This window comes from Rhodococcus sp. NPDC127593 (assembly GCF_042671975.1).
Classification (GTDB): domain Bacteria; phylum Actinomycetota; class Actinomycetes; order Mycobacteriales; family Mycobacteriaceae; genus Rhodococcus_F.
In genome coordinates this window covers 82379-109069 of record NZ_JBHXWI010000017.1, presented here as the reverse complement: position 1 = coordinate 109069, position 26691 = coordinate 82379, and the positions used below count along the sequence as shown (strand labels likewise).

At 68.5% G+C, this 26691-nt stretch carries 1 protein-coding gene; it reads right to left on the bottom strand.

The window, feature by feature from the left end; all coding sequences use genetic code 11:
- Positions 1 to 6 precede the first annotated feature (6 nt).
- The gene (locus ACFVJ3_RS17725) at positions 7 to 26583 is read right to left on the bottom strand and encodes a non-ribosomal peptide synthase/polyketide synthase (protein WP_378453266.1); all 26577 of its coding nucleotides are present in this window, start codon (positions 26581 to 26583) and stop codon (positions 7 to 9) included.
- Positions 26584 to 26691 lie beyond the last annotated feature (108 nt).

Genomic DNA, 26691 nt, shown 5'->3' with positions numbered 1-26691 from the left:
CCCGAGTCACGGCCGTTCGGAGAGCACGCGCGACAACACCGGCCCGATGACGGCGAGCGACTGCGGCTCGATCATCTCGTTGTGCCCGCAGTCCACGGGCTGCTCGTCGATCCGGCCGGTCACGAGCGGCCGCCACTCGTCCGCCGACCGGACACGGGTCGTGCCATCGTGCGTGGCGGGGAAGATGAGCAGGTCCCCGTCGTACACCCGGGGCACGAAGTGGTGGGCGAGCCACCTCGAACTCTCGTAGCCCGCGGTGATCCGTTCGAGGTCGTGCCCTCGCACTCCGGTCTCGGTCCCGAACGATTCGTCGATCAACCGCGCGGCGTGTTCGTAGGTCATCTCGCCGTCTTCCTCGGTCTGGAGTCCCAGCCCGCGCAGGAGGTCCCGGATCTCGAGCCGGCCGGCCAGCGGGTCCTCGCCGCCCACGGGGTAGCTGTCCATGACGGCGAGCGTGGCGACCTCGTCGCCGGCTGCCTGCAGTTCGACGGCCATGGCGTGCGCGATGACCCCGCCGAGCGACCAGCCGAGCAGGTCGTACGGGCCGGTGGGCTGGATCGCCTGCATTTCCTCGATGTAGCGGTGGGCCAGTTGCTCGATCGTCCGGTAGTCGCCGTCACCGCTGATCGTGGGCAGCTGCAGCCCGTAAGCCGGCCGGTCGGGAGGGAGATACTGCACCAGACCGGCGTACCCCCAGGACAGGCCGATGCCCGGATGCACGCAGAACAACGGTCGCCCGCTTCCCTGCGCACGCAGCGGAATCACCACGGCGAGTGCCTCTTCCATACCGGTGCTCCGGTGCGGAAGGTCGAGGCGGCGGGCGATCCCCGCCGGTGTCGGGTCGAGGAACATCCATTGCAGCGGAACCCTCCGGTCCAGTTCGGCCTGCAGGGCGCTGACGATCCTGGTGGCGAGAAGCGAATTTCCGCCGAGGTCGAAGAAGCTGTCCGCGGTGCCCACCCGGTCCACCCCGAGAACCTCCGCGAAGACATCCACGACGATGCGCTCGTTTTCCGTGGCCGGCGCCCGGAACGCCGCACCGGTCGAACCGAACTCCGGGGCGGGCAACGCCTTCCGGTCGAGTTTGCCCACCGGGGTCATCGGAATCCGATCAAGTACGACCACCGCGGACGGCACCATGTGGGCGGGCAGGCGCTCGGACGCGTAGGTGCGCAGTCCCGCGGGCTCCACCTCCTGTCCGTCCTGAGCCCGCACGTACGAGGCGAGCACGGTGTCGCCGGACGGGCCGGTATGACCGATGGTGGCGGCGAAGGCAACCGCCGGGTGACGGGCGAGCACCGCGTCGATCTCCCCTAGTTCGATGCGGAAACCACGGACCTTCACCTGGAAGTCGCTGCGCCCGATGTACTCGAGGGTGCTCGCCGACTCACGCCAGCGCACCACGTCACCGGTGCGGTACATCCGGCGCCCCGGTTCCCCGACGTTGCAGGCCACGAATCGTTCCGAGGTGAGCGCCGCCCGGTTGTGGTACCCGCGTGCCATACCCGGTCCGGCGATGTACAACTCGCCGGGCACACCGACCGGGACCGGTTGCAGCCTCTCGTCGAGGACCAGGAACGCGAATCCCCGTGCGGGTGAACCGATGTTCACGCCCTCGCCGGGACGCATTGGGGCGCTGACGCTCGCCTGGATCGTGGTCTCCGTGGGCCCGTACCCGCTGTGCAGGCTCCGCCCCGGCGCCCACCGGGCCACCACCTCCGGCGGGCACGCCTCGCCCACCAGATCCAGGACCCGAAGCGAATCGAGTCCGTCGTTGTCGAGGGCCGCCAGTGCCGTCGGGGTGATGGTTGCATGGGTCACCTGCTCGCGACGGAACAGATCCGCCAGTTCGCTGCCCCCGACGACGGCGGGCGGCACGATCACGACCCGCGCCGACGCGCTGAACGCCATCATCAGCTCGAACACCGAGGCATCGAAACTCGGGGACGCCAGCTGCGAGACCCGGGACTCGTGCGTGACCTGGAACCGTTCGTGCGTTTCCGCGGTGAAATCGGCCATGCCCCGGTGTGTGACGGTCACGCCCTTCGGCCTTCCGGTCGACCCCGACGTGTAGATGAGATACGCCGGGTGGGCGAGGTGCAACGGACTCGTCCGATCCTCGTCGGTGATCGGTGCCGACGAGACGTCCGCCGCCGGTGCGGCGAAGTCCTCGTCGTCGAGGATCAGCCACGGAACCGTATCGGGCAGGACGCTCCGGCGACTTCTCACGGTGAGGCCGAGCGCGGCCCGGCAATCGGTGAGCATGTAGTCGATACGCTCCCGCGGGTAGGTGGGGTCGACGGGCACGAACGCCGCGCCTGCCTTGGTGATCGACCAGATCGAGACCACCGACTCGATCGACCGGGGCATTCCGACTGCCACGAACGTCTCCGGTCCCACCCCGCGGCCGCGGAGGACCCGGGCCACCCGGTTGGACCACTCGTCGAGCTGTCGGTAGCTCACCCGCCGGTCCTCGAAGGACAGCGCCACCGAGTCCGGGTCGACTGCGGCGGCGGCCGTCAGCAGATCGGGCCACAGCTCGGGGCGCACCTCCGGCTTGCCGCGGGCAGGCACCATCTCCCGCAACTCCACCTCGTCGAGGAGGGGGAGGTCACCGATCGGCCGGTCCGGATTCTCGGTGACGGCGTCGAGGATGCGCACGAAGCGGTCGGCGAAGCCGCGGACCGTGTCGGGGTCGAAGAGATCGGTGGCGAAGTCGACGGCACCGGTCATCCCGGCCGGCGCCCCGTTCGCGTCGAACTCCTCTGCCAGGAGGAATTCGAGATCCACCTTGACCACGGCGAGCCCGGGATCGATTGCACGGACTTCCAATCCCGGCAGCGTCAGGACCGGTCGCTCGTTGTTCTGAAATTCCAGCGAGACCTGAACGAGCGGCGCATACGCCGTCGATCGGGTCGGGCCGACCGCCTCCACCACCCGCTCGAACGGAACGTCGGCATGGGCGAAGGCTCCGAGGTCGACGTCGCGACAGTGCGCGGCAAGGGCGGTGAACGAGTCGGCAGCATCCACCTGCGTGCGCAGGGCGAGCGTGCCCACGAACATGCCCACCAGACCGTCGAGTGCGGGCTCTCCCCGGCCGGCGATCGGGGTGCCGACGGCGACGTCCGGGGTTCCACCGAGACGGCTGAGCAACACCGCCAGGGCGGCGTGCACGGTCATGAATTCGGTGGAGCCGAGACGTCGCGACAGCTCCCTGATGCGACAGTGGAGGTCGCTGTCGACGGAGAAGTGGATGCGCGCGCCGCGGAAGGACTGCTGGGACGGCCGATCCCGATCCGTGGGGAGTTCCAGGAGGTCGGGGGCACCCGCCAGCGCGGTCGTCCAGTAGTCGAGTTGCCGCGAGATCAGCGATCGGGGGTCGTCGTCGGAACCCAGCGACTCCCGTTGCCACAGGGCGTAATCGGCGTACTGCACCGGCAGGGGCGCCCAGTCGGGCGCGCCGCCGCAGACGCGGGCGCCGTACGCCGTCATCACGTCGCGCACCAACGGGACCATCGAGAACCCGTCCGCCGAGATGTGATGCACGACCACGGCGAGTACGTGCTCGGTGTCGCTCAGCGAATACAGTCCGGCCCGCAGCGGAAGCCGCACGGTGACATCGAAACCCGCCGAGACCAGCCGGGTCAGCTCCTCCCGCAGGCTGTGCTCGTCCGTGACAGGGACGGGGGTCAGAGTGGGCACCGCACCCTCGGCGGGCAGGATCTGCTGAACCGGCCAGTCCCCGCGGACCGGGAACATCGTGCGCAATGACTCGTGCCGGGCGACGACGTCGGTGAGTGCCGAGTTCAACGCTCCCACATCGAGGTCCCCGCTCAGTGTCACCACGATCGGGATGTTGTAGGCAGCCGAGGTGGTGTCGAGCTGGTTGACGAACCACATCCGCTGCTGCGCGAACGACAGCGGAACGTCCTCCGGCCGGGTTCGGGCCGCGAGCACCGGACGTCCGGACGGCCCGGCGCCGGCGTGCTCGATCCGCGCCGCCAGCGCGGCGACCGTGGGCGCCTCGAACAGATCCCGCACCCCGCAGTCGGTGCCGAGCAGCGCGCGCAGCCGCGCCATCACCCGGGTCGCGCTCAACGAGTTGCCGCCGATGTCGAAGAAACCGGCGTCTGCGCCGACGCGCGCCAGTCCGAGTACCTCCGCGAAGACGACGGCCACCGCGTCCTCGATCGGACCGACCGGAACCCGGTCGTGCGCCGTTCCGGAGAGCAGGTCGGGTTCGGGCAGTGCCGTGCGGTCCAGCTTGCCGACCGCCGTCAGCGGAATGCGGTCCAGCACCGTGATCGAGGTGGGCACCATGTGGGACGGCAGGCGGTCCGCCAGGTGCCGGGTGAGTACGACCGGGTCGAGGGAGCGACCCGACGCCGGAACGACGTACGACACCAGCAGGGTGTCTCCCGCGGGACCGCGGTGCGCAAGAGTGGCCGCGAATCCGACGTCCGGCTCCGACATGAGGGCGGAGTCGATCTCGCCGAGTTCGATGCGGAAGCCGCGCACCTTCACCTGGAAGTCGGTGCGGCCCACATACTCGATGCTGTGGTCTGCCGTCCACCGCACGATGTCGCCGGTGCGGTACATCCTCTCGCCGGGACGGACGGGGTCTGCGACGAACCGTTCGGCGGTGAGTGCCGGTCGGCGGTGGTACCCGCGGGCCAGGCCGGCGCCGGCGAGATACAACTCGCCCGGAACTCCCACGGGGACCGGTTGCAGCCGGGAGTCGAGCACCAGTTCCGTCACCCCGCGGATCGGGCCGCCGATGGTGATCGGTTCCCCGGGAACCATCGGCTCGCTGATGTTGGACATGATCGTCGTCTCGGTGGGCCCGTACGCGTTGTACAGCCGACGGCCCGGTGCCCAGCGGGCGACGAGTTCGGGTGGGCAGGCCTCGCCGCCGAATACCAGGTCCGTGAGATGCACGAGGCCGGCCGGATCGAGTGACGCCAGCGCAGCGGTGGTGATGAACGCGTGGGTGACGCTCCGGTCGGCCAGCAGCCTCGCGAGTTCCTCCCCGCCGAACACGTTGGGCGCCGCGATCACCATCGTCGCGCCGGCACCGAAGGCCTGCAGATACTCGAACACCGACCCGTCGAAACTCGGCGTGGAAAAGTGCAGGGTGCGGGACTGCGGTGTCGCCCCGAAACGTTCGAGCTGGTCGAGAGCGAAGTTGTCGAGTCCGCGATGGGTGACCACCACGCCCTTGGGCACACCCGTGGACCCCGACGTGTAGACGGCGTACGCGGCGGTGTCCAGTGTGACCGGACCGCTCCGGTCGGAATCGGTCACGGATGCCCCCGGGCGCTCGGCGCACTCGGTCGCGAAGCCGGGTTCGTCGAGCACCAGCCAGTGTGCGGTGCCCGGGAGCCGGTCTCGGTGCGCGGTCGTGGTCACGCCGAGGGTGACTCCGGAGTCGACGAGCATGTGGGTGATGCGCTCGTCGGGGTAGTTCGGGTCGATCGGCACGAACGCGGCACCGGTCTTCGCCACCGCCCACATCGACAGTACGGAGTCGATGGACCGCGGTATTCCGATGGCCACGAACGTCTCCGGGCCCGCCCCGCGCGCGAGGAGTGCGCGGGCGAGACGATTCGACCGCTCGTCCAAATCGCCGTAGCTCACGTCGCTGTCATCGGAGGACAGTGCGATCGCGCCCGGATCGAGCGCGGCCCCCTCGTCGAGAATCTGGGGCAGCGTGCGGGCCGACCCGCCCGGACGGCCGCGGACCGGCACCAGGTCGGCGCGCTCCCGGTCGGTCAGCAGCGACAGCGCGGCCAGCGGCTGGTCCGGACGAGTGCAGGCGTCGAGCACCCGCAGCACGCGCCCGGCGATGTCGTCGATGGTGTCCGCGTCGAAGACGTCCGGCAGGTACTCGAACTTCAGGCGCAGGCGAGAGTCGACGGATGCCACGAGACTCAGCGGATAGTGGGCCGCATCGCGCGCATCCACTCCGGTGACCCGCATTCCGGCGATGTCGGTCTCGGTGGAGAGCCCGGCGCGGTCGACCGGGTACGACTCGAACACCGTCAATGTGTCGAATCCGACCTCCGGCCCGGCGGCACTCTGAATCTCGGCCAGCCCGAGGTAGTGGTGGTCCAGCAACGCCGCCTGCTCGGCCTGAACGCGTTCCAGCAGGGCACCCACCGTGTCGTCGGGGCGCAGCCTCACCCGGACGGGCAGGGTGTTGATGAACAGTCCGACCATCGTCTCGATGCCGGCCAGTTCGGGTGGCCGCCCCGAGACGGTGGCACCGAACAGCACGTCGTTTCGGGCGGTCAACGTACCCAGCACAATCCCCCACGAGACCTGAACGAGCGTGTTGACCGTCAGATCGCGCGACCGTGCGACGTCGCGCAGGCGGGTGGTGTGGTCCTCGTCCAGGTCGAAGACCCACTCGTCGGACATCGTGGACAGCCGCCGGTCCGGGTGCGCAGGTCCATTCCCCGTCGCTCCGCTCGCCCCGGCCGCCAGCAACGTCGGTCCGTCCACCCCGGCGAGGGCCCGAGCCCACATCTCACGGGAGGCTCCCTGATCTCGGCGGCTCATCCACGCCAGATAGTCGCGGTACCTGTGTACGCGGGGCAGCGGCGACGGGTCCCCGTCGGTGGCGTAGAGCGTCAGCAACTCCCGGACCAGCAGCGGCATCGACCAGCCGTCGAGGAGGATGTGGTGGTTGGTCGACACCAGCCGGTAGCGGTTCGGCGCGGTCGCGATCAGCATGAACCGGATCAGCGGGGCACGCGTCATGTCGAAAGGGCGCACGCGGTCCTCGGCCAGCAGTCGCGCGACCTCGGACGCCGCGGCGTCGTCGTCCAGAAGATCGACCTCGCGCCAGGGCGCCGCCACCCGTCGCCGGATCACGTGAACGGCGTTGCCCTCGGCGTCGTGCAGGAAGCCGGCGCGCAGGTTGGCGTGCCGGTCCAGCAGGGCATCGGCCGCGCGGCGCAGTCGACGCGGATCCACGGCGCCGTCGAGTTCGAGGCTCACCTGCACCAGGTAGGCGTCGCGGGAGTCGTCGGCGAGTTCGGAGTGGAAGAGCATGCCGGACTGCAGGGGCGACAGCGGCCACACATCCGTCAGGTCCGGACAGACGTGTTCGAGGTCCTCGATCGCATCCTGCCGTAGTTCGACGAGATCGAGATCCGACGGCGTGAACCCGCCACCGCCCGACTCCGCATGCGTGCCGAGAGCAGCGAGTGCCTGCAGCCACAGCTGCGCGAGTTCTTCGACCTCATCGCGGGCGAGGACGCCCGGAGGGTAGGTCCAGGTGGAGTTCAGCTGGGGCCCGTCCCCCGAGTCGACGGTCATCGCGTTGACGTCGACGACGGCCGCGACGGGCACCGCCGACTTCTCGCGCAGTCCGGGTGCGTCGACCGGCGCCCACCCCTCGGCGGTCTCCGTGGCGGTCCGATTCATTCTGCCGAGATAGTTGAAGCTGACCTGAGGCATCGTCAGCGGCGAAAGAGCCTGCGCTGTCTCGTCGTTCAGGTACCGGAGAAGTCCGAAACCGATGCCGTGGTCGGGAACGGCGAGGAGTTGCTCCTTGACGGTCTTCATCGCGGCCCCCGCGGACGGGCCTGCGGCGAACGCGTCGTCGAGGTCCACCCCACTCAGATCGAGTCGCACCGGGAAGATCGTCGTGAACCAGCCGATGGTGCGCGCGAGATCGGCGCCGGGCACCAACTGCTCCTCACGACCGTGTCCCTCGAGACTTACCAGCGCGCCGGACAGGTCGATCCCGCGTTTCCGCCGCCAGCTCGTCAGCGCCATGGTCAGGGCAGTCAGCAGTGCATCTCCCACGCTGCCGTGGAAGGCCCGCGGCACGGTCGTCAGGAGCGTCTCGGTCAACGGGGCAGGAACCCGTACCGCGATGTCCGCGACGGTCGCAGCGGTGTCCGACGCGGTCACCGGGCGCGACCCCAGCAGCGGGTCGGGTGCGTTCAGCATTCCCTGCCACAGTTCGGCCTCGGCGGTGCGCTGGGGTTCACGCGCGGCGTCGGCGAGTGCGTGCGCCCACCGGCGCATCGACGTCCCCGGTGGCTCGAGCGTCGGTGCCGCGCCGGACTGCAGTTGCGCGCACGCCGCCGCGAGGTCGGGGATCAGGATCCGCCAGGACACACCGTCCATCGCCAGATGATGGACGACGATCAGCACGCGACCCGGATGGTCGGCCCCGTCCAGCCAGACCGCCTGCATCATCACGCCCGACTCCGGGTCGAGCCGATCGAGGGCACTGTCGAGTTCGGCGCCGACGTCGTCCTTCCGGCCCCGCCGGAGAACGGTCGCCGCCCGCACCGATCCTTCGGCCTGCACCTCCATCGACCAGCCCTCTTCGGTGCGGGACGTGCGGTACAACCGCGCCCGCAACAGGTCGTGCCGATCCAGCACGGCCTGCAGCGCCGCCGTCAGGGTGTCTTCGTCCACCGTGGCGGGCAGCGTGAACAGTGCGGACTGCGAGTAGCGGCGGAAATCGCCACCGCGGGCGAGCATCCACCGCACGATCGGAGTCAGCGGAATCTCGCCGATTCCGCCTCCGGGCAGCTCGTCGAGAATCACCGTTCCGTCAACCGTTCCGGCCGTCGCGGCCAGCCCGGCAACGGTTTTGCGCTCGAACACCTCGCGCGGCGAGATCAGTATCCCGGCGCCCTTGGCGCGGGTGACCAGTTGGATCGACATGATCGAATCCCCGCCGAGGGTGAAGAACGAGTCGTCGACCCCCACCGAGTCGAGCCCGAGGACCTCCGCGAACACGTCGGCGAGAATCCGTTCGGCCTCGGTGACCGGGCTGCGGCCCGCGGTCACCTGCTGCCCGAAGTCCGGTTCGGGCAGCGCTTTCCGATCGAGCTTGCCGTTCACCGTCCGCGGCATCTCGTCGAGAACCACCACCGCGGCCGGCACCATGTGCGATGCCACCCGCTCCGCGGCCGCGTCGATGATCGCCGCCGGATCGATCGCGGCGCCGGTCTCCGGCAGCACGTATCCCACCAACCGGTCCCCGCGTGCCGTCACGGCCGACTGCGCCACCCCCTCACACGCGAGCAGCGCCGATTCCACCTCGCCGAGTTCGATCCGGTAGCCCTTCACCTGCACCTGGAGGTCGTTGCGGCCGAGGTACTCCAGCTGTCCGTTCCCGTTCCACCTGCCCAGGTCGCCGGATCGGTACATCCGGGCCCCGGGAGTGAAGGGGTCGGCGACGAATCGGCCGGATGTGAGGGCGGCCCGGCCGAGGTAGCCGCGCGAGACCTGCGCCCCCGAGATGTACATCTCCCCGACCACGCCTTGCGGCACGGGATGGAGTCGTCCGTCGAGCACGTACACGCGCAGTCCGGGCAGTCCCCGGCCGATCACCGATGCGGACTCTCCCTCGACGAGGTTCCGGTCGATCGGCAGGTGGCTGACGTGCACGGTTGTTTCCGTGATGCCGTACATGTTGACCAGTACCGGTGAGTCGCCCCGGCGTGCGTACCAGCGCCGCAACTGGCCGAATTCGAGGGCCTCCCCGCCGAAGATCACGTACCGCAGCGACAGGCCGGGACCACCGGCGAGGCGATCGGCCTCCGCCAATTGGTAGAAGGCGGTAGGGGTTTGACTCACGACCGTGACCGTTTCGTCGCGCAGGAGTTCGAGGAACTTCTCGGGCGAGCGCGCCGTGAAGTAGTCCACCAGCACCAGCCGGCCGCCGTGCGCGAGCGCTCCCCACATTTCCCACACCGAGAAGTCGAACGCGGCGGAATGGAACATGGTCCACACGTCGGCCGGTCCGAATCCGAACAGCGTCTGGGTGTTCGCCAGCAACGTGATCACGTTGCGGTGCGAGACCTGCACGCCCTTCGGCTGCCCGGTGGAACCCGACGTGTAGATCACGTACGCCACCGAGTCCAGATGCAGCGGAGCACCGCGGTCGCCATCGGTCACCGGCAGCGACGAGAACCGCTGCAGCGCAGTCGCGGTCTCGGGGTCGTCCACCACAACCACCGGAACCCCGGCACTCCGGAAGGTCTCGGCGTCGGCGGTCGTGGTGAGCACGCACCGCGGCCGAGCGTCGCCGAGCAGGAAGGCCAACCGCTCGGCAGGAGAGGTCACGTCCACCGGAAGGTAACCGGCGCCCGACTTCACCACCGCCAGCAGTGCCACGACGAGGTCGATCGACCGCGTCATCCCCACCGCCACCAGCGTTTCCGCACCTGCCCCCTGCGCCACCAGCAGTCTCGCGAGCCGGTTGGCCCGGTCGTCGAGTTCCCGGTACGTCATCGACGCGCCGTCGCAGCGCACCGCGACGGCATCGCCTGCGGACGCCACCATGCGATCGAACGCGTCCACGAGCGACAGCGGTGGGACGTCGGTCCCCGGCCGATGCGCGGCCGTGAGCAGGAGCTCGCGTTCGGGCGCGTGCAGGATGTCGACGTCCCCCACGGGTGTGGTCGGGTCGGTGGTCACGGCCTCGATCACCCGCACGAAACGCTCGGCGAAATTCTCCACCGATGCCCGATCGAACACGTCGGTCGCGTAGCGGAGGCCGGCACCGATCCCGGCCGGCACGCCCTGCTCGTCGACCCGCTCCACCAGGCTCAGCTGCAGATCGAACTTCGCGACGTCCAGATCGACGTCGAGCGACCGGGCGGTCAACCCGGGCAGCTCCAGGTGGGTGCGGGTGGCGTTCTGGAATTCGAGCAACACCTGGAACAGGGGTGAGTGCGAGGTGGACCGCTCGGGTGCGAGTTCGTCCACCAGACGCTCGAAGGGGAGGTCTGCGTGCTCGAACGCGCCGAGGTCCACCGACCGCACGGCGGTGAGCACGTCGGCGAACGACGATCCTGGTGCCACCGGTGTGCGGAGCACCAGTGTGTTGACGAACATCCCCACGACGTCGTCGAGTGCCGCGTGGCCCCGGCCTGCGATCGGGGTCCCCACCACCACGTCGTCGGATCCCGACACTCTCGTGAGCAGCACGGCCAACGCGGCGTGCACCACCATGAACAGCGTCGAATTGTGCTGGTGTGCAAGTTCGGTCAGAGCGTCGTGGACGGCCGGTGGGATGTCGAACGGCACGACGGCCCCGACGAAAGACCGCTGGACGGGACGCGGCCGGTCCAGGGGCAGTGGCAACACATCCGGGATGCCCGACAACGTCCGGGTCCAGTAGCCGAGCTGGCGGGACATCATCGAATCGGGTTGCTGTTCGGTGCCCAGGACCTCTCGCTGCCACAGGCTGTAGTCGGCGTACTGCACGGGCAGCGGCGCCCAGCCGGGTGCCTGCTGCTGCGCGCGGGCGGTGTAGGCGAGCATCACGTCCCGCGCCAGGGGCGCCATCGAGAAGCCGTCGGCCGCGATGTGGTGTGCGACGAGGGCGAGGACGTGCCGCTCGGGAGCGAGTTCCCACAGCCGCACCCGGATCGGAAGGTCTTCGGTGACATCGAATCCCACGCCGAAGAATGCGGCGAGCGAGTCGGGAAGGTCTCCTTCGGCAACCGGGACCGGATCGAGGCCGGGGGTGGCGAGCGCGGAATCGACGATCACCTGCCGGGGTCCGTCGGCGGAGCCGGGGAACACGGTCCGCAGCGACTCGTGCCGTTCCATGACGTCGCCGAGTGCCGCTCGTAGTGCAGCCAGGTCCACCACCCCGTCCAGGTGCAGGGCGACCGGAATGTTGTAGGCCGGTGAGGAGGTGTCGAACTGGTTGACGAACCACATGCGCTGCTGCGCGAGGGACAGGGGAATCCGCTCGGGCCGCGCCGTCGCGGTGAGTGCCGGGGAGGCGGAACTCGTCATCACGTCCGAGTCGATCCGGACGGCCAGATCGGACACCACGGGTGCGTCGAACAACGCCGCGACACCCAGCGTCGTGTCGAGCGCGCTGTTGATGCGTCCCACCGCCCGGGTGGCACTGAGCGAGTCTCCCCCGAGATCGAAGAAGCTGTCGCCGGCCCCGACGCGATCGACACGGAGGACGGCGGCGAAGGCCGTGGCGACCGCTTCCTCCGCCGGTGTGGTGGGCGCGCGATATCCGACCGTGGTCGTGCCGAATTCGGGTTTCGGCAATGCTTTTCGGTCGAGTTTGCCGTTCGCCGTCACCGGCAACTCCGCCAGCACCACCACCACCGACGGCACCATGAACCCCGGCAACCCCACCGCAGCCCACTCCCGCACCTCCCGCTCATCCACCACCGCACCCGCCACCGGCACCACATACCCCGCCAGATAGTCCCCCGACGACCCATCACCGCGCAGCACCACCACCGCCTGCGCCACCTCCTCCCGGCGCAACAACACCGCCTCGATCTCCCCCAACTCGACCCGCTGACCCCGCAACTTCACCTGAAAATCCGTACGCCCCAAATACTCCAACTCACCGGACGGGAACCACCGAACCCGATCCCCCGTCCGATACAACCGCCCCGCACCGAACGGATTCGCCACGAACCGATCCGCCGTCAAATCCGGCCGCCCCTGATACCCCCGCGCCAACTGCACACCACCGAGATACAACTCCCCCGCCACCCCCACCGGCACCGGCCGCAACCGCCCATCCAGCACAAACGTCTGCGTATTCCACACCGGCGCCCCGATCGGCACCACAGTCCGATCCGCCTCCGTCACCTCGTGGAAGGTCACATCCACCGCAGCCTCGGTCGGACCGTACAGATTGTGCAGCTCCGCCCCACTCACCCGCCGCAGACGTGCCGCGGTCGCCGACGGCAACGCCTCACCGCTGGCAAACACCCGGCGCAGCGCACCACACCCCTCCACGTTCGCCCCCGCCACAAACACCTCGAGCATCGACGGCACGAAATGCACAGTGGTGACCGACTCCTCACGGATCACCCGCTCCAGATACCCCGGGTCACGATGCCCGTCCGGCTCCGCGATCACCAACCGCGCACCGACAATCAACGGCCAGCACAACTCCCACACCGACACATCGAACGTCACCGGCGTCTTCTGCAACACCACATCATCCGACACCAACCCATACCGATCCTGCATCCACAACAACCGATTCACGATGCCCTCATGCGGCACCGCCACACCCTTCGGCCGCCCCGTCGACCCCGACGTGAACATCACATACGCCGGATTCTCCGGCCGCAACCGCGACAACCGCTCCCCATCCCCCACCGGACCCGCCGAAAACCCCGACACCTCCACCGAATCCAACTCCACCACCCGCACACCCGCAGGCAACCCCACCCGATCCCCGGATGTGGTCAGCACCAACACCGGACCCGCAATCCCCACCACATACCCGACCCGCTCCTCAGGCAGATCCGGATCTATCGGAACGTATGCTCCACCCGCCTTCACCACTGCGTGGATCCCTACCAGCATCTCCACCGAGCGACGCACCGCCACACCCACCGACGACTCCGGGCCCACCCCGGCCGCGATCAGGAACCGCGCCAGCCGATTCACCCGCGCATCGAACTCCGCGTACGACAGCACCACCGCACCGCACACCACCGCCACCGCGTCCGGAGTCCGCGCCACCTGCGCATCGAACAGGTCGGCGAGGGTGGTGTGCGGCACCGGGTGACCCGTCGCATTCCACGAACCCACCACCAACGCCCGCTCACCCGGCCCCAGAACCTCCACATCACCGACCGCGGTGTCCACGTCGCCGGCGATCGTCACCAGAATCCGGACGAGGCGGTCGGCGAGCGCTCCGGCACTGCCGCGGTCGACGGCTCCCGGCTGGTAGCGCAGACTCAATCGCAGCCGCGGTTCGAGGATCGACAGCAGAGTGAGCGGATAGTGGGTGGCGTCGCGGGCATCGAGACCGGTCACCCGCATGCCCCCGATGTCGGTGTTCTCGTCCAGCCCGGACGTGTCGATCGGGAACGATTCGAACACCGACAGCGTGTCGAACAGATTGCCCAGACCCACCCGCGCCTGAATCTCGCCGAGGCCGAGGTGATGGTGGTCGAGCAGGGACGTCTGCTCGTCCTGCAGGCGGGCGAGCAGCCGCGCGACACTCTCGTCCGGGTCCACCCGTACTCGCACGGGCACCGTGTTGATGAACAGTCCCAGCATGTTCTCGACACCGGACAGCTGCGGCGGACGACCGGACACGGTGGCACCGAAGACCACGTCGTCGCGGGAGAGTAACCGGGACAACAGCATCCCCCACGCCGCTTGGATCACCGTGTTCGTGGTGACGCCGGCGCGCTCCGCCGCCGTGGCGAGTCCGCTCCGCAGCGGGGCGGGCAGTTCGACGTCGAGTTCGTGGGGCACACCGTAGAGCGACGCAGATGCGTGCGGCGCCACCAGCGTCGGCTCCTCGACGCCGTCGAGCGCTCGTTCCCAGGCACGCGCCGACGCCTCGGCGTCCCGGCTCGCTACCCATTCCAGATACGTGCGGTACGAGGGCGGCTGCGGCAGTCCGGCCGGATCGCCGTCGGCGGCGTAACGAACCAGCAGTTCCCGCACCAGCAGCGGCATCGACCAGCCGTCCAGGATGATGTGATGATTCGTGACCGCCAGCACGAAGCGCTCCGGTGCGGTGCCGAACAGGGTCAGCCGGAGCAGCGGCGGCCGGGCGAGGTCGAATCGGGCACTGCGGTCCTCGTCGAGCAGGCGCACGAGTTCCGTGTCGCTGGCCGGTCCACGGGCGGTGAGATCCACCTCCTGCCACGGCACGTCCACCGCGTCGACCACCAGTTGCGCGGGCACCCCGTCGTCGTTGACGAACGCGGTCCGCAGGCTGGGGTGACGGGCCAGCAGCCCGGCCGCGGCGGCGCGCAGACGGTCGGCATCGACCGCCCCCTCGAGGTCGATGCGCAGTTGCGCCGTGTAGACGTCCATCGACTCCGCGGCCAGGGAAGCGTGAAACAGCAATCCCGACTGCAGCGGAGACAGCGACCACACGTCCCGCAGTCCCGGGAACCGCTCCTCCCAGCGCTCGATCTGCTGCTGACCGGCCGACACCAGCGGAACGTCGGATGGTGTCAGACCGCCCGCATTTGGACGTGATGCGTGCGCGGCGAGTCCGTCGAGGGCGCGGCGCCACAGATCCGCGAACGCCGCGACCTCGGCGTCGCGGAGTACCCCGGCCGGAAAGGCGAACGACGCCCTCAGCCGGGGTCCCTCAGGACTGTCGGTGACGACGGCGTTGACGTCGATCACGGACGCAACGGGCATGTCGGGGTTCCGTGTGCCGCCGAGCGTGCTCTCCACCGGCAGCCAGTCCTCGGCTCCGTCCGTGGTGGTCACTCGACCGAGATAGTTGAAACTCACTTGCGCAGCACGGAATCGGCGGAGAGAATCCGCCGTCTCGCCGTCCAGATAGCGCAATAGTCCGAAGCCGATCCCGTGATCCGGGATCGCCAGCAACTGCTCCTTGACGGCCTTGACCGCCTGCCCTGCCGCAGCACCACCTGCCATCGCGTCGTCGACATCGATTCCGGTGAGATCCAACCGCGCCGGATACACGGTGGTGAACCAGCCGACGGTCCGGGACAGATCCGCGCCGGCGACGACCTGCTCCTCGCGGCCGTGGCCCTCGAGGGTGATCAGAGCGTCCGACACCGAGGCGTCCCGTTCCCGGCGCCAAGCGATCAGTGCCAGCGTGACTGCGGCGAGCAACCCGTCGCCCACACTCCCGTGGAACGCGTCCGGCAGCGTGGTGAGCAGAGCTCCGGTCACCGCCGACGACACGTCGACCGTGACGGTGCCGACGGTCGCGTCGACGTCGATCGCGGGATCGAGTGGCCGCGAACCGATCAGCGGATCCGGGCCGTCGAGGATCTTCTCCCACAATGCGAGTTCGCCGGTGCGGTGAGGCACAGCTTCGGACAGGCCGTGCGACCACCGCCGCATCGACGTTCCGACTTCCGGCAGTTCCGGTGCGAGACCGGCCTGGAGTTGGCTGCACGCCGACGCGAGATCCGCGACGAGGATGCGCCACGAGACACCGTCGACCACGAGGTGATGCACCACCACGAGCAGTCGCCCGACGTCACCCGGGACGTCGAACCACACCACCCGCACCATGCGGGCCGCGGCGGGGTCCAGGTGGTCGGCCGCAGCATCGAGTTCTGTGGTCGCGAGTGCGGTGAAGCCGTCTCCCGCCACCGTGTCGACCGGCACCCGACGGACCAGTGCGTCCGCCGGCACCGCGCCGGTCGGCAGCACATCCATGTCTTGCTCGGACACACGGGCGCGGAGCATGTCGTGCCGGTTCAGCACTGCCTCGACGGCACGGACGAGGACCTCGCGGGTGAGATCCGCGGGAGCCGCCAGCAGCAGTGCCTGCGTGAACCTGTCGAGCCGTCCGCCGCTGCGCTCGAACATCCAGCGCGCGACGGGTGTCAGCGGCAGGGGGCCGACGCCACCGCCCGGCAGCTCGTCCACAGCGACCCTGCCGTCGCTGTCGAATCGCGCCACCGCGGCGAGGCCGGCGACCGTTCGGTGGTCGAAAACATCTCGGGGAGAGAGGATCACACCGGCGGCTCGTGCGCGGGCCACCAACTGTATCGACATGATGCTGTCGCCCCCGAGGGCGAAGAACGAGTCGTCCACCCCCACCGAGTCCAGTCCGAGCACCTCCTCGAACAGTCCGGCGAGAAGCTCCTCGGTCTCGGTTTGCGGCGGCCGACTCCCGGAACCCGCAAAGTCGGGTGCCGGAAGCGCTGTGCGGTCGAGCTTTCCGTGCACCGTCAGCGGAAGCGATTCGAGTATCACGAGCGCCGCCGGCACCATGTACGACGCCAACCGGCCGCCGGCGAAGTCGAGGACAGCCTTCGAATCGATCGTCGCACCCGGTTCGGGCACCAGGTAACCGATCAGCCGATCGCCGCCGCCGTCCCCGTTCCACACGTTCGCGACCGCGTGGGCCACGGAGTCGTGGGCGAGCAACGCCGACTCGACCTCACCGAGTTCGATCCGGAAGCCCCGGATCTTCACCTGGGAATCGGTGCGCCCGAGGTACTCCAACTGACCGTCGGGCATCCAGCGCGCCCGGTCGCCGGTGCGATACATCCGGCTTCCCGGCGGGCCGAAGGGATCGGCGACGAATCGTTCGGCGGTCAGTGGGAACCGCCGGCGGTACCCGCGTGCGAGGGCGGGGCCTGCGAGATACAACTCCCCTGCGACACCGGCAGGCACCGGGTGCAGTCGCGAGTCCAGCACGACCTCGGCGAAACCGAGCGTGGGCGTGCCGATGGTGATCGGAGCTCCCGGTACCAGTTCGTCGCTGATACTCGACACGACGGTCGACTCGGTCGGCCCGTACGCGTCGAACATGCGACGGCCCGGCGCCCACCGCGCGACCAGTTCGGGCGGGCACGCCTCGCCGCCCGTCACCACGCACTCGAGGGCGGTAAGACCGACTGGGTCGACCGACGCGAGCGCCGCCGGAGTGACGAAGCAGTGCGTGACCCGCTCGGATTCCAGCAACTGCGCCAATTCGGCACCGCCGTAGACGGACGGTGGTGCGATCACCATCGTGGCTGCCGCGCCGATTGCCAGCAGCAGTTCGAGAACGGACGCGTCGAAGCTCGGCGATGCGAAGTGCAGTGTTCTGGATTCGGGCGTCGTGCCGAACGTCGCCCTCTCCTGGGCAGCGAAGGCGGCGAGACCGCGATGGGTGGTGACCACACCCTTGGGCGTGCCGGTCGACCCCGAGGTGTAGATGAGGTAGGCGGGATTGTCGATCCGAATCTTCGCTGTCCGTTCGCCATCGGTGACCGGCGACGACGGGAAGCGCGACAGCCGGTCCTCGAGATCCGGACCACCCAGCACCAGCCACGGCACCGTGTCCGGCAGTGCGTCGCGCTGCGCCGAGCCCGTCACACCCCACACGGCACCGGAATCGGTGAGCATGAATTCGATCCGTGCGGCCGGATGATCCGGATCCACCGGCAGGAACGCGGCCCCCGACTTGGCCACCGCCCAGACGGCCAGTACGGATTCGACGGACCGCGGCACGCACAGTGCGACGACGGATTCCGGGCCGACACCACACTCGATCAACAGGCGGGCCAGCTGGTTCGATCGCCTGTCGAGGTCTCCGTAGCGCACGACACGCCCGTCGAAGACCAACGCCGAGGCTTCCGGATCGTTCGCTGCCGCCTCGGCCATCAGATCCGGCAGCGTCCGTGCTTCTACCGCCGCGCCGCCCGTCACCGGGGTCAGTACGGCACGCTCGAGCGGTCCGAGAATGTCGATGTCTCCCACCCGGGCGCCGGGGTCGGCCGTGACCGCCTCGAGAATGCGCACGAGCCGTTCCGCGAAGCCGAGCACCGTGTCCTCGTCGAAGAGATCGGTCGCGTAGCCCAGCCCCGCGGCGATGCCCGTCGGGTTGCCGTCGACGTCGACGTTCTCGGCCAGGGTCAGCTGCAGATCGAAGTTGGCGGTGTCGATCTCGAAGTCGATGTTCCGAACCTGCAGATCCGGCAATTCCAGTGTGGGGCGCTCGATGTCCTGGAACTCCAGCATCACCTGGAACAGCGGCGCGTACGCCGTCACCCGGGAAGGACTCAGGACTTCCACCACCCGTTCGAACGGGACCTCCGCGTGGGTGAAGGCGCCCAGATCGGTTTCCCGAACGCCGGCCAGGAACTCGGAGAAGGTGGCGCCGCCGTCGACGTGGGTGCGCAGGACGAGGGTGTTGACGAACATGCCCACCACGTTGTCGAGTTCGCGCTCGCCGCGGCCGGCGATCGGCGTCCCGACGGCGATGTCGTCCGCACCGCTCACGCGTGCCAGCATGATCGCCAACGCGGCATGCAACGTCATGAACACCGTCGTGGTGTGTTGCCGCGCCAGCCTGACCACACCGGCATGAACCTCCGGTCCGATCACGAACTCGACGTGGCCGCCGCGAAGTGACCGGACGGGGGGACGGGGACGGTCGGTGGGCAACTCGAGCACTTCGGGCAGATCCGTCAGCGTGGTGGTCCAATAGGTCAGCTGTCGCGAAATGGGCGAATTCTCATCGGATTCCGATCCCAGCCACTCGCGCTGCCACAGCGCGTAGTCGGCGTACTGCACCTCGAGCGGGGCCCAGTCCGGGGCCGACCCGTTCACCCGGGACACATACGCGTCCATGACGTCCCGGGCCAACGGTGCCATCGAGAAGCCGTCGGCCGCGATGTGATGCACCACCACCGCGAGCACGTGCACGTCCCCGTCGAGGCTGAACAGTCGTGCGCGCAACGGCACCTGCGTCGTCACGTCGAATCCGGCGGACAGCACTCTCCGCGAATGTTCGCGGAGCTCGGCCTCCCCCGACACCGCGATCGGTACGAGGTCGGGCACCGCGCTCGCCGCGGGCAGGATCACCTGGCACGGTCCGTCGTCGGTGAGCGGGAACAGGGTGCGCACGGCCTCGTGCCGGTCGATGACGTCGGCAACCGCCGCCTGCAGCGCTTGCACGTCGAGCCGTCCCTCGAGCCTCAACGCGAACGCGACGTTGTATGCGGACGAGGAGGTGTCGAACTGGTTGATGAACCACATCCGCTGCTGGGCCGGCGACACGGGGACTTCGGCGGTACCTTCCCTCGGCTTCAGCGGTGGCCGGGCCTCCAGTCCTTCCTCCGACTCGGCCAGCGCCGCCAGACCGGCCACGGTGGGGGCGTCGAACACGTCGCGAATACCGATCCGGTCTCCGACGGCCGCATTGATCCGCGCGACCAACCTGGTGGCGATCAGAGAGTTTCCGCCGAGGGCGAAGAAGTCGTCGTTCACGCCTACTCTCGGGAGACCGAGCAGGTCGGCGCACACGGCGGCGACTATCCCCTCGATCGGGGATCGGGGAGCGACGAAACTCGCAGTCGCGCCGCCAAAATCTGGTTCGGGCAATGCTTTTCGGTCGAGTTTGCCGTTCGCCGTCACCGGCAACTCCGCCAGCACCACCACCACCGACGGCACCATGAACCCCGGCAACCCCACCGCAGCCCACTCCCGCACCTCCCGCTCATCCACCACCGCACCCGCCACCGGCACCACATACCCCGCCAGATAGTCCCCCGACGACCCATCACCGCGCAGCACCACCACCGCCTGCGCCACCTCCTCCCGGCGCAACAACACCGCCTCGATCTCCCCCAACTCGACCCGCTGACCCCGCAACTTCACCTGAAAATCCGTACGCCCCAAATACTCCAACTCACCGGACGGGAACCACCGAACCCGATCCCCCGTCCGATACAACCGCCCCGCACCGAACGGATTCGCCACGAACCGATCCGCCGTCAAATCCGGCCGCCCCTGATACCCCCGCGCCAACTGCACACCACCGAGATACAACTCCCCCGCCACCCCCACCGGCACCGGCCGCAACCGCCCATCCAGCACAAACGTCTGCGTATTCCACACCGGCGCCCCGATCGGCACCACAGTCCGATCCGCCTCCGTCACCTCGTGGAAGGTCACATCCACCGCAGCCTCGGTCGGACCGTACAGATTGTGCAGCTCCGCCCCACTCACCCGCCGCAGACGTGCCGCGGTCGCCGACGGCAACGCCTCACCGCTGGCAACCACCCGGCGCAGCGCACCACACCCCTCCACGTTCGCCCCCGCCACAAACACCTCGAGCATCGACGGCACGAAATGCACAGTGGTGACCGACTCCTCACGGATCACCCGCTCCAGATACCCCGGGTCACGATGCCCGTCCGGCTCCGCGATCACCAACCGCGCACCGACAATCAACGGCCAGCACAACTCCCACACCGACACATCGAACGTCACCGGCGTCTTCTGCAACACCACATCATCCGACACCAACCCATACCGATCCTGCATCCACAACAACCGATTCACGATGCCCTCATGCGGCACCGCCACACCCTTCGGCCGCCCCGTCGACCCCGACGTGAACATCACATACGCCGGATTCTCCGGCCGCAACCGCGACAACCGCTCCCCATCCCCCACCGGACCCGCCGAAAACCCCGACACCTCCACCGAATCCAACTCCACCACCCGCACACCCGCAGGCAACCCCACCCGATCCCCGGATGTGGTCAGCACCAACACCGGACCCGCAATCCCCACCACATACCCGACCCGCTCCTCAGGCAGATCCGGATCTATCGGAACGTATGCTCCACCCGCCTTCACCACTGCGTGGATCCCTACCAGCATCTCCACCGAGCGACGCACCGCCACACCCACCGACGACTCCGGGCCCACCCCGGCCGCGATCAGGAACCGCGCCAGCCGATTCACCCGCGCATCGAACTCCGCGTACGACAGCACCACCGCACCGCACACCACCGCCACCGCGTCCGGAGTCCGCGCCACCTGCGCATCGAACAGGTCGGCGAGGGTGGTGTGCGGCACCGGGTGACCCGTCGCATTCCACGAACCCACCACCAACGCCCGCTCACCCGGCCCCAGAACCTCCACATCACCGACCGGCGCATCCGGATCCGCAACCACACCCGCCAGAATCCGGAGGAACCGCTCCCCGAATCCCGCGACCGTGGCCGGATCGAACACGTCCGACGCGAACGTGAACGATGCGGCGATCCCTGCTGCCGTCCCGGACGCGTCGTAGCGCTCCGCGAGCGTCAACTGCAGATCGAACTTGGACACACCGGAATCGACGTCGAGGATCTCCACCGTCAGCCCTGGCAGGTCGAGATGCGCCGGGGCGGTGTTCTGGAACTCCAGCAGGACCTGGAACAGCGGTGAATACGCGGTGGAGCGGGTCGGCGCGACCGCGTCCACCACGCTCTCGAAGGGCACTTCCGCATGACCGAACGCCGCCAGATCGGCCTCCCGCGCCTGGGACAGCACCTCGGCGAATGTTGCGGCGGGCTCGACGGTCGTCCGCAGGACCAGAGTATTGACGAGCATCCCCACCACGTCGTCGAGTGCTTCCTCGCCGCGCCCGGCGATCGGCGTCCCGATCGCGATGTCTCCGGAACCACTCAGCCGGGCCGCCAACACCGCCAGCGCCGCATGCATCACCATGAACATCGTGGAATTGTGTTGCCGCGCAAGGAGGAGGAGCTCCCGATGCTCGTCCGCCGACACCGAGAACCGGACGATCCCACCCCGAAGCGCCCTGTCCACGGGCCTCGGTCGATCCAATGGGAGATCCATCGCGTCGGGGATGCCGGACAGCGTCTGCTTCCAGTACTCCAACTGCGCCGACATCACGCTGTCGGGATTCGTGTCACTGCCGAGGGCCGCCCGCTGCCACAGGCTGTAGTCGGCGTACTGCACCGGGAGGGGCCGCCAGTCCGGCGCCTCCTGCTGTACCCGCGCCGAGTACGCCACCACCAGGTCATGGGCGAGCGGGGCCAGCGACGCTCCGTCCGCCGAAATGTGGTGCACCACCAGCATGAGGACGTGCTCGTCGTGGCCGGTCCGGAACAGGGCACCACGCACGGGCACCTCGGTGCTCACGTCGAAGCCCTGAGCAGTCAACTCGGCGATCCGCACGCGCAATGCGTTCTCGTCTTCGCAGACCGTCGGCTCCAGATCCGGAATCACCTCTCCCGGCGACAGGATCACTTGATGCGGTCCGTCCACCGACGCCGGATACACCGTGCGAAGCGATTCGTGTCGTTCGAGGGCATCCGCCACCGTCGCCCGGAGCGCCTCGACGTCGAGGGTTCCGGACAGGCGCAACGCCATCGGAATGTTGTAGGCAGGCGATGAGGTGTCGTACTGATTGACGAACCACATACGCTGCTGGGCAAGCGAAAGCGGGATCCGGTCGGGCCGTGTCTGCGCCACCAGGTCCGGGCGGTCGGGGCGCCTCGCGTGAGTACCCTCGATCCGGGCCGCCAATACCTCCACCGTCGGTGCCTCGAACAAGGTCCGCACCACGAGGTCGACGCCGAGTGCGGCGTTGACACGCGCGACCACCCTCGTCGCGACCAGTGAATTTCCGCCGAGGTCGAAAAAGCTGTCGTCGAGGCCGATTCGCTCCACACCCAGCACATCGGCGAACACTCGCGCGACGGCCCGTTCCACCGGAGTGACAGGAGCACGGAACTCGGTGGCCGTGGAGAGGAATTCCGGCGCCCGCAACGCCGCCCGATCGAGCTTCCCCACCGGTGTCATCGGGAACTCGTCCAGTACGACGATCGCTGCCGGCACCATGTACGTCGGCAATTGCTCTGCGGCATAGTCGATCAACTCGCCGGTGGCGAGCTGTTGCCCCGCTGCCGGCAGCACGTACGACACGAGCACCGTGTCGCCGGACGGTGCCGTTCGCGGCATCGTCACCGCGGTCCGCACTCGCGGATGGGTGTGGAGGACGGTGTCGATCTCACCGAGCTCGATGCGGAATCCGCGTACCTTCACCTGGAAATCGCTGCGGCCCAGGTACTCCAGTGTGCGGTCGGTTCGCCACCGCACCACGTCCCCGGTTCGATACATCCGGTCGCCGGGGTCACCGAAGGGGTTGGCCACGAACCGTTCCGCCGTCAGCGCTGATTTGCCGTGATACCCGCGAGCGAGGGCGTCACCCGAGACGTACAGCTCCCCGGCCACGCCGGGCGGCACGGGTTTCAACCGCGCATCGAGGACGACCTCGTGGAATCCGCGGAGCGGACCGCCCAACGTGATGGCTCCGGCCGGGGACATCGGTGCACTGATGTTGGACATGACGGTCGCCTCGCTGGGCCCGTACGCGTTGCACAATCTGCGACCGGGCGCCCACCGCTCGACGAGTTCCGGCGGGCACGCCTCGCCACCGAACACCACGTCCCGGAAGTCGGAGAGTCCGTCCGGCTCGACCGTTCCGAGCGCGGCAGTGGTGACGAAACCGTGGGTGACCCGCTCCGATTTCAGGAGCTGGGACAACTCGGTACCGCCGTAGATCGTGGGCGGCACGATCACCATGGTTGCCGCCGCGGCGAACACGTGCAGGTATTCGGAGACGGACGCGTCGAAGCTCGGTGTGGAGAAGTGCAGAATCCGGGATGTCTGCGTCGCTCCGAATCGTGAGTGCTGCTCGGCCGCGAAGTTGTCCAGGCCGCCGTGTGTGACCACGACGCCTTTGGGCCTGCCTGTGGAACCGGACGTGTAGATCACGTAGGACGGGTTGTCCACGCGGAGGGGCCGCGCCCGCTCGGTGTCGGTCACGACGGATACCGGCTGCGTCGCGCAGAGGGTCCGGAATTCTTCGTCGTCGAGCACCAGCCACGGAATCGCGTCCGGTAGCCGGGAACGGACGGCGGACACCGTCACGCCCAGGGCGGCGCCCGAATCGGCGAGCATGTGCTCGATCCGTTCGGCCGGGTAGTTCGGGTCCACCGGCACGTAGGCCGCACCCGACTTGGCCACGGCCAGCATCGACAGGACCGACTCGATCGAGCGAGTCATGCCCAGTGCGACGAAGTTCTCCGGCCCGATGCCGCGGTCGGCGAGAATGCGTGCCAACTGGTTCGAGCGCTCGTCCAATTCGCGGTAGGTCACCTCGATACCGCGATACGAGAGCGCGACTCCGGTGGGGTTGGCTCGTGCTGCTGCTGAGAACAATTCGGGCAGTGTACGACCCGGTCGCCCCGGCTCGCCGGACACCGGAACGAGTGTGGCCCGTTCGGTATCGGACAGGATGTCGGTGTCGCCGACTGCGAGCCAGGGATCGCCGGTGACCGTCTCCAGGATTCGGCGGAACCGTTCGCCGAGACGACGTACCGTGTCGGGGTCGAACAGATCGGTGGCGAACCCGAGAGTCGCCGTGATGCCGGACGGGATGCCGTCGGCGTCGAAGGTCTCGGCCGCGGTCACCCGGAGGTCGAGTCGGCCGATCCCGGGCGTCTCCGCTGCGCCGCGGCACTCGAGCAGGACCTGGACGATCGGCGAGTACGCGGGCGAATCGCCGAGGCCGATCGTCCGGACCACCTGTTCGAACGGAACGTCGCAGTGTGCGAACGCCTCCACGTCGACGTCGTGAACGTGCCTCAGCACGTGGGTGAAGGTGCGGTCCGGTTCGGCGCGGCTCCGCAGCACGATAATGTTCCGGGAGTCGTCCTCCCCCACCGTGGTTCCGATCGCCACATCCGAGGCGCCCGACAGCCGGCTCAGCAGCATGGTGAAGGTTGCGTGCAGAACCGAGAACATGGTGGTGTCGTGTGCCTGCGCGAGGGCCACCACTGCGGCATGTGTCTCTGCGCCGATCGGAATTTCGACGCGGTCTTCCCGCCGGGATTGCGCGACGGGTCGAGGCCGATCGGACGGCAGGTTCAGCACTTCGGGCATCCCCGACAGCCGATCCTTCCAGTACTCGAGTTGGTGCGCCTCGAGGCGTCGTCGCTCACCGTCGCGGGCCGTGGCCTCGTGAATCGCAGCGACCCGCGCCTGCGGGCCGGCCGAGATGAACTCTTCCAGCAGTTCGACGAAGTGCCGGTGATGCAGGCGCAGCACCGAATCCTCGTACCGGTTCGGGTTGGCTCGGAAATCGACGAAGATCTCGGCCGGCGTCCCGCTCGGGTACACGTTGACCAGGAGATCCTCCACCGGACCCGACGTGACGATGTGGTATTCGCCGACCAGTGGGCCCAGCTGCACGTTCTGATGGAACAGCATGACGTTGACCATCGGTCCGTGGAGATCGGCGCCGCTGCCCGCGCCCACGTCGCGGCGGATGTCCTCGATACTGCACCGCTGATGCCGCAACGCGCCCATCAGCTCTCGCCTGACCCGCGACACGAGGTCCTCGACCGTTTCTTCCTCGTCGACCGTGATCGGCAGCGGTGCGACGCTGACCATCATGCCGCCGGAGTTGCGCAGCACTGACGTGGTCCGGCCGGACATCGGAACATTCACGAGGACATCGGTTTTCGCATTGATCCGCGACAGGTAGCAGGCGAACGCGGCGATGATCGTGACTGCCGCAGTGGCGTTTGCCTGACTGTCGGCGCTGTGGATACCGGAAACGGCCGCCTCGGACAGCAGGGCACTCTCGACCTTGCTCCTGGCGAGTGCGGGCGCGGGCGCGTCGGCCAGGGTCGATCCCTCGACCGCCTCGACTCGCTTCGCCCAGTACTCCCGATCCGCCTCGAAGCGGTCGGACGACCGGTAGCGGGCGTCGACGGCGTACAGCTCATGCAGGGTCGCGGCTCGACTCGGATCCGGTTCGCGACCGGCCACCGAGGCCGAGTACCGGTGCGCGATGCGGTTGATCACCGTCATGGCGCCGTATCCGTCGAGCGCGACGTGGTGAATGCGGCTGTACCACAGGTAATGCGACTCTCCCACGCACAGGATCGAGGTTTCGAACAGTCGATCCGCGTCGAGATCGAGTGGGGCCTGGTAGTCCCGGTCCATCCATTCGTGCGCTGCAGCGACCGGGTCGTCCGCACCGCGAAAGTCGATGACGGCGATGGACGTGTCGGTGGCATGGTCCACGTACTGCATCGGCCGGCCGTCGACTTCGACGACCTTGAGGAACGGCGACTGGAACTCGCGGGCCACCACGATGGTCTCCCGTCGCAACAACTCGATGTCGAGGTCGCCGTGCAGCTCCACGTAGTGCGCTACCGAGATCGGCACCGCGGGATCGAGTTGCTGCGCGAACCAGGTGGCACGCTGGGCCCCAGACAGCGGGAAGGGCACCGCGTCAGAATCGTGTGTGGCCGGCTTCCGCGTGTCGACGGGCTTCACGGTGGTTCCTCCCCATAAGGTATCCCCGACCGCTCAAGGCGTGACCGCGTCCGAATCCTGGCTCGCGAATGCGGGAGGCGGTAGCTTTTCCCCGCCCCCCAGAAAATT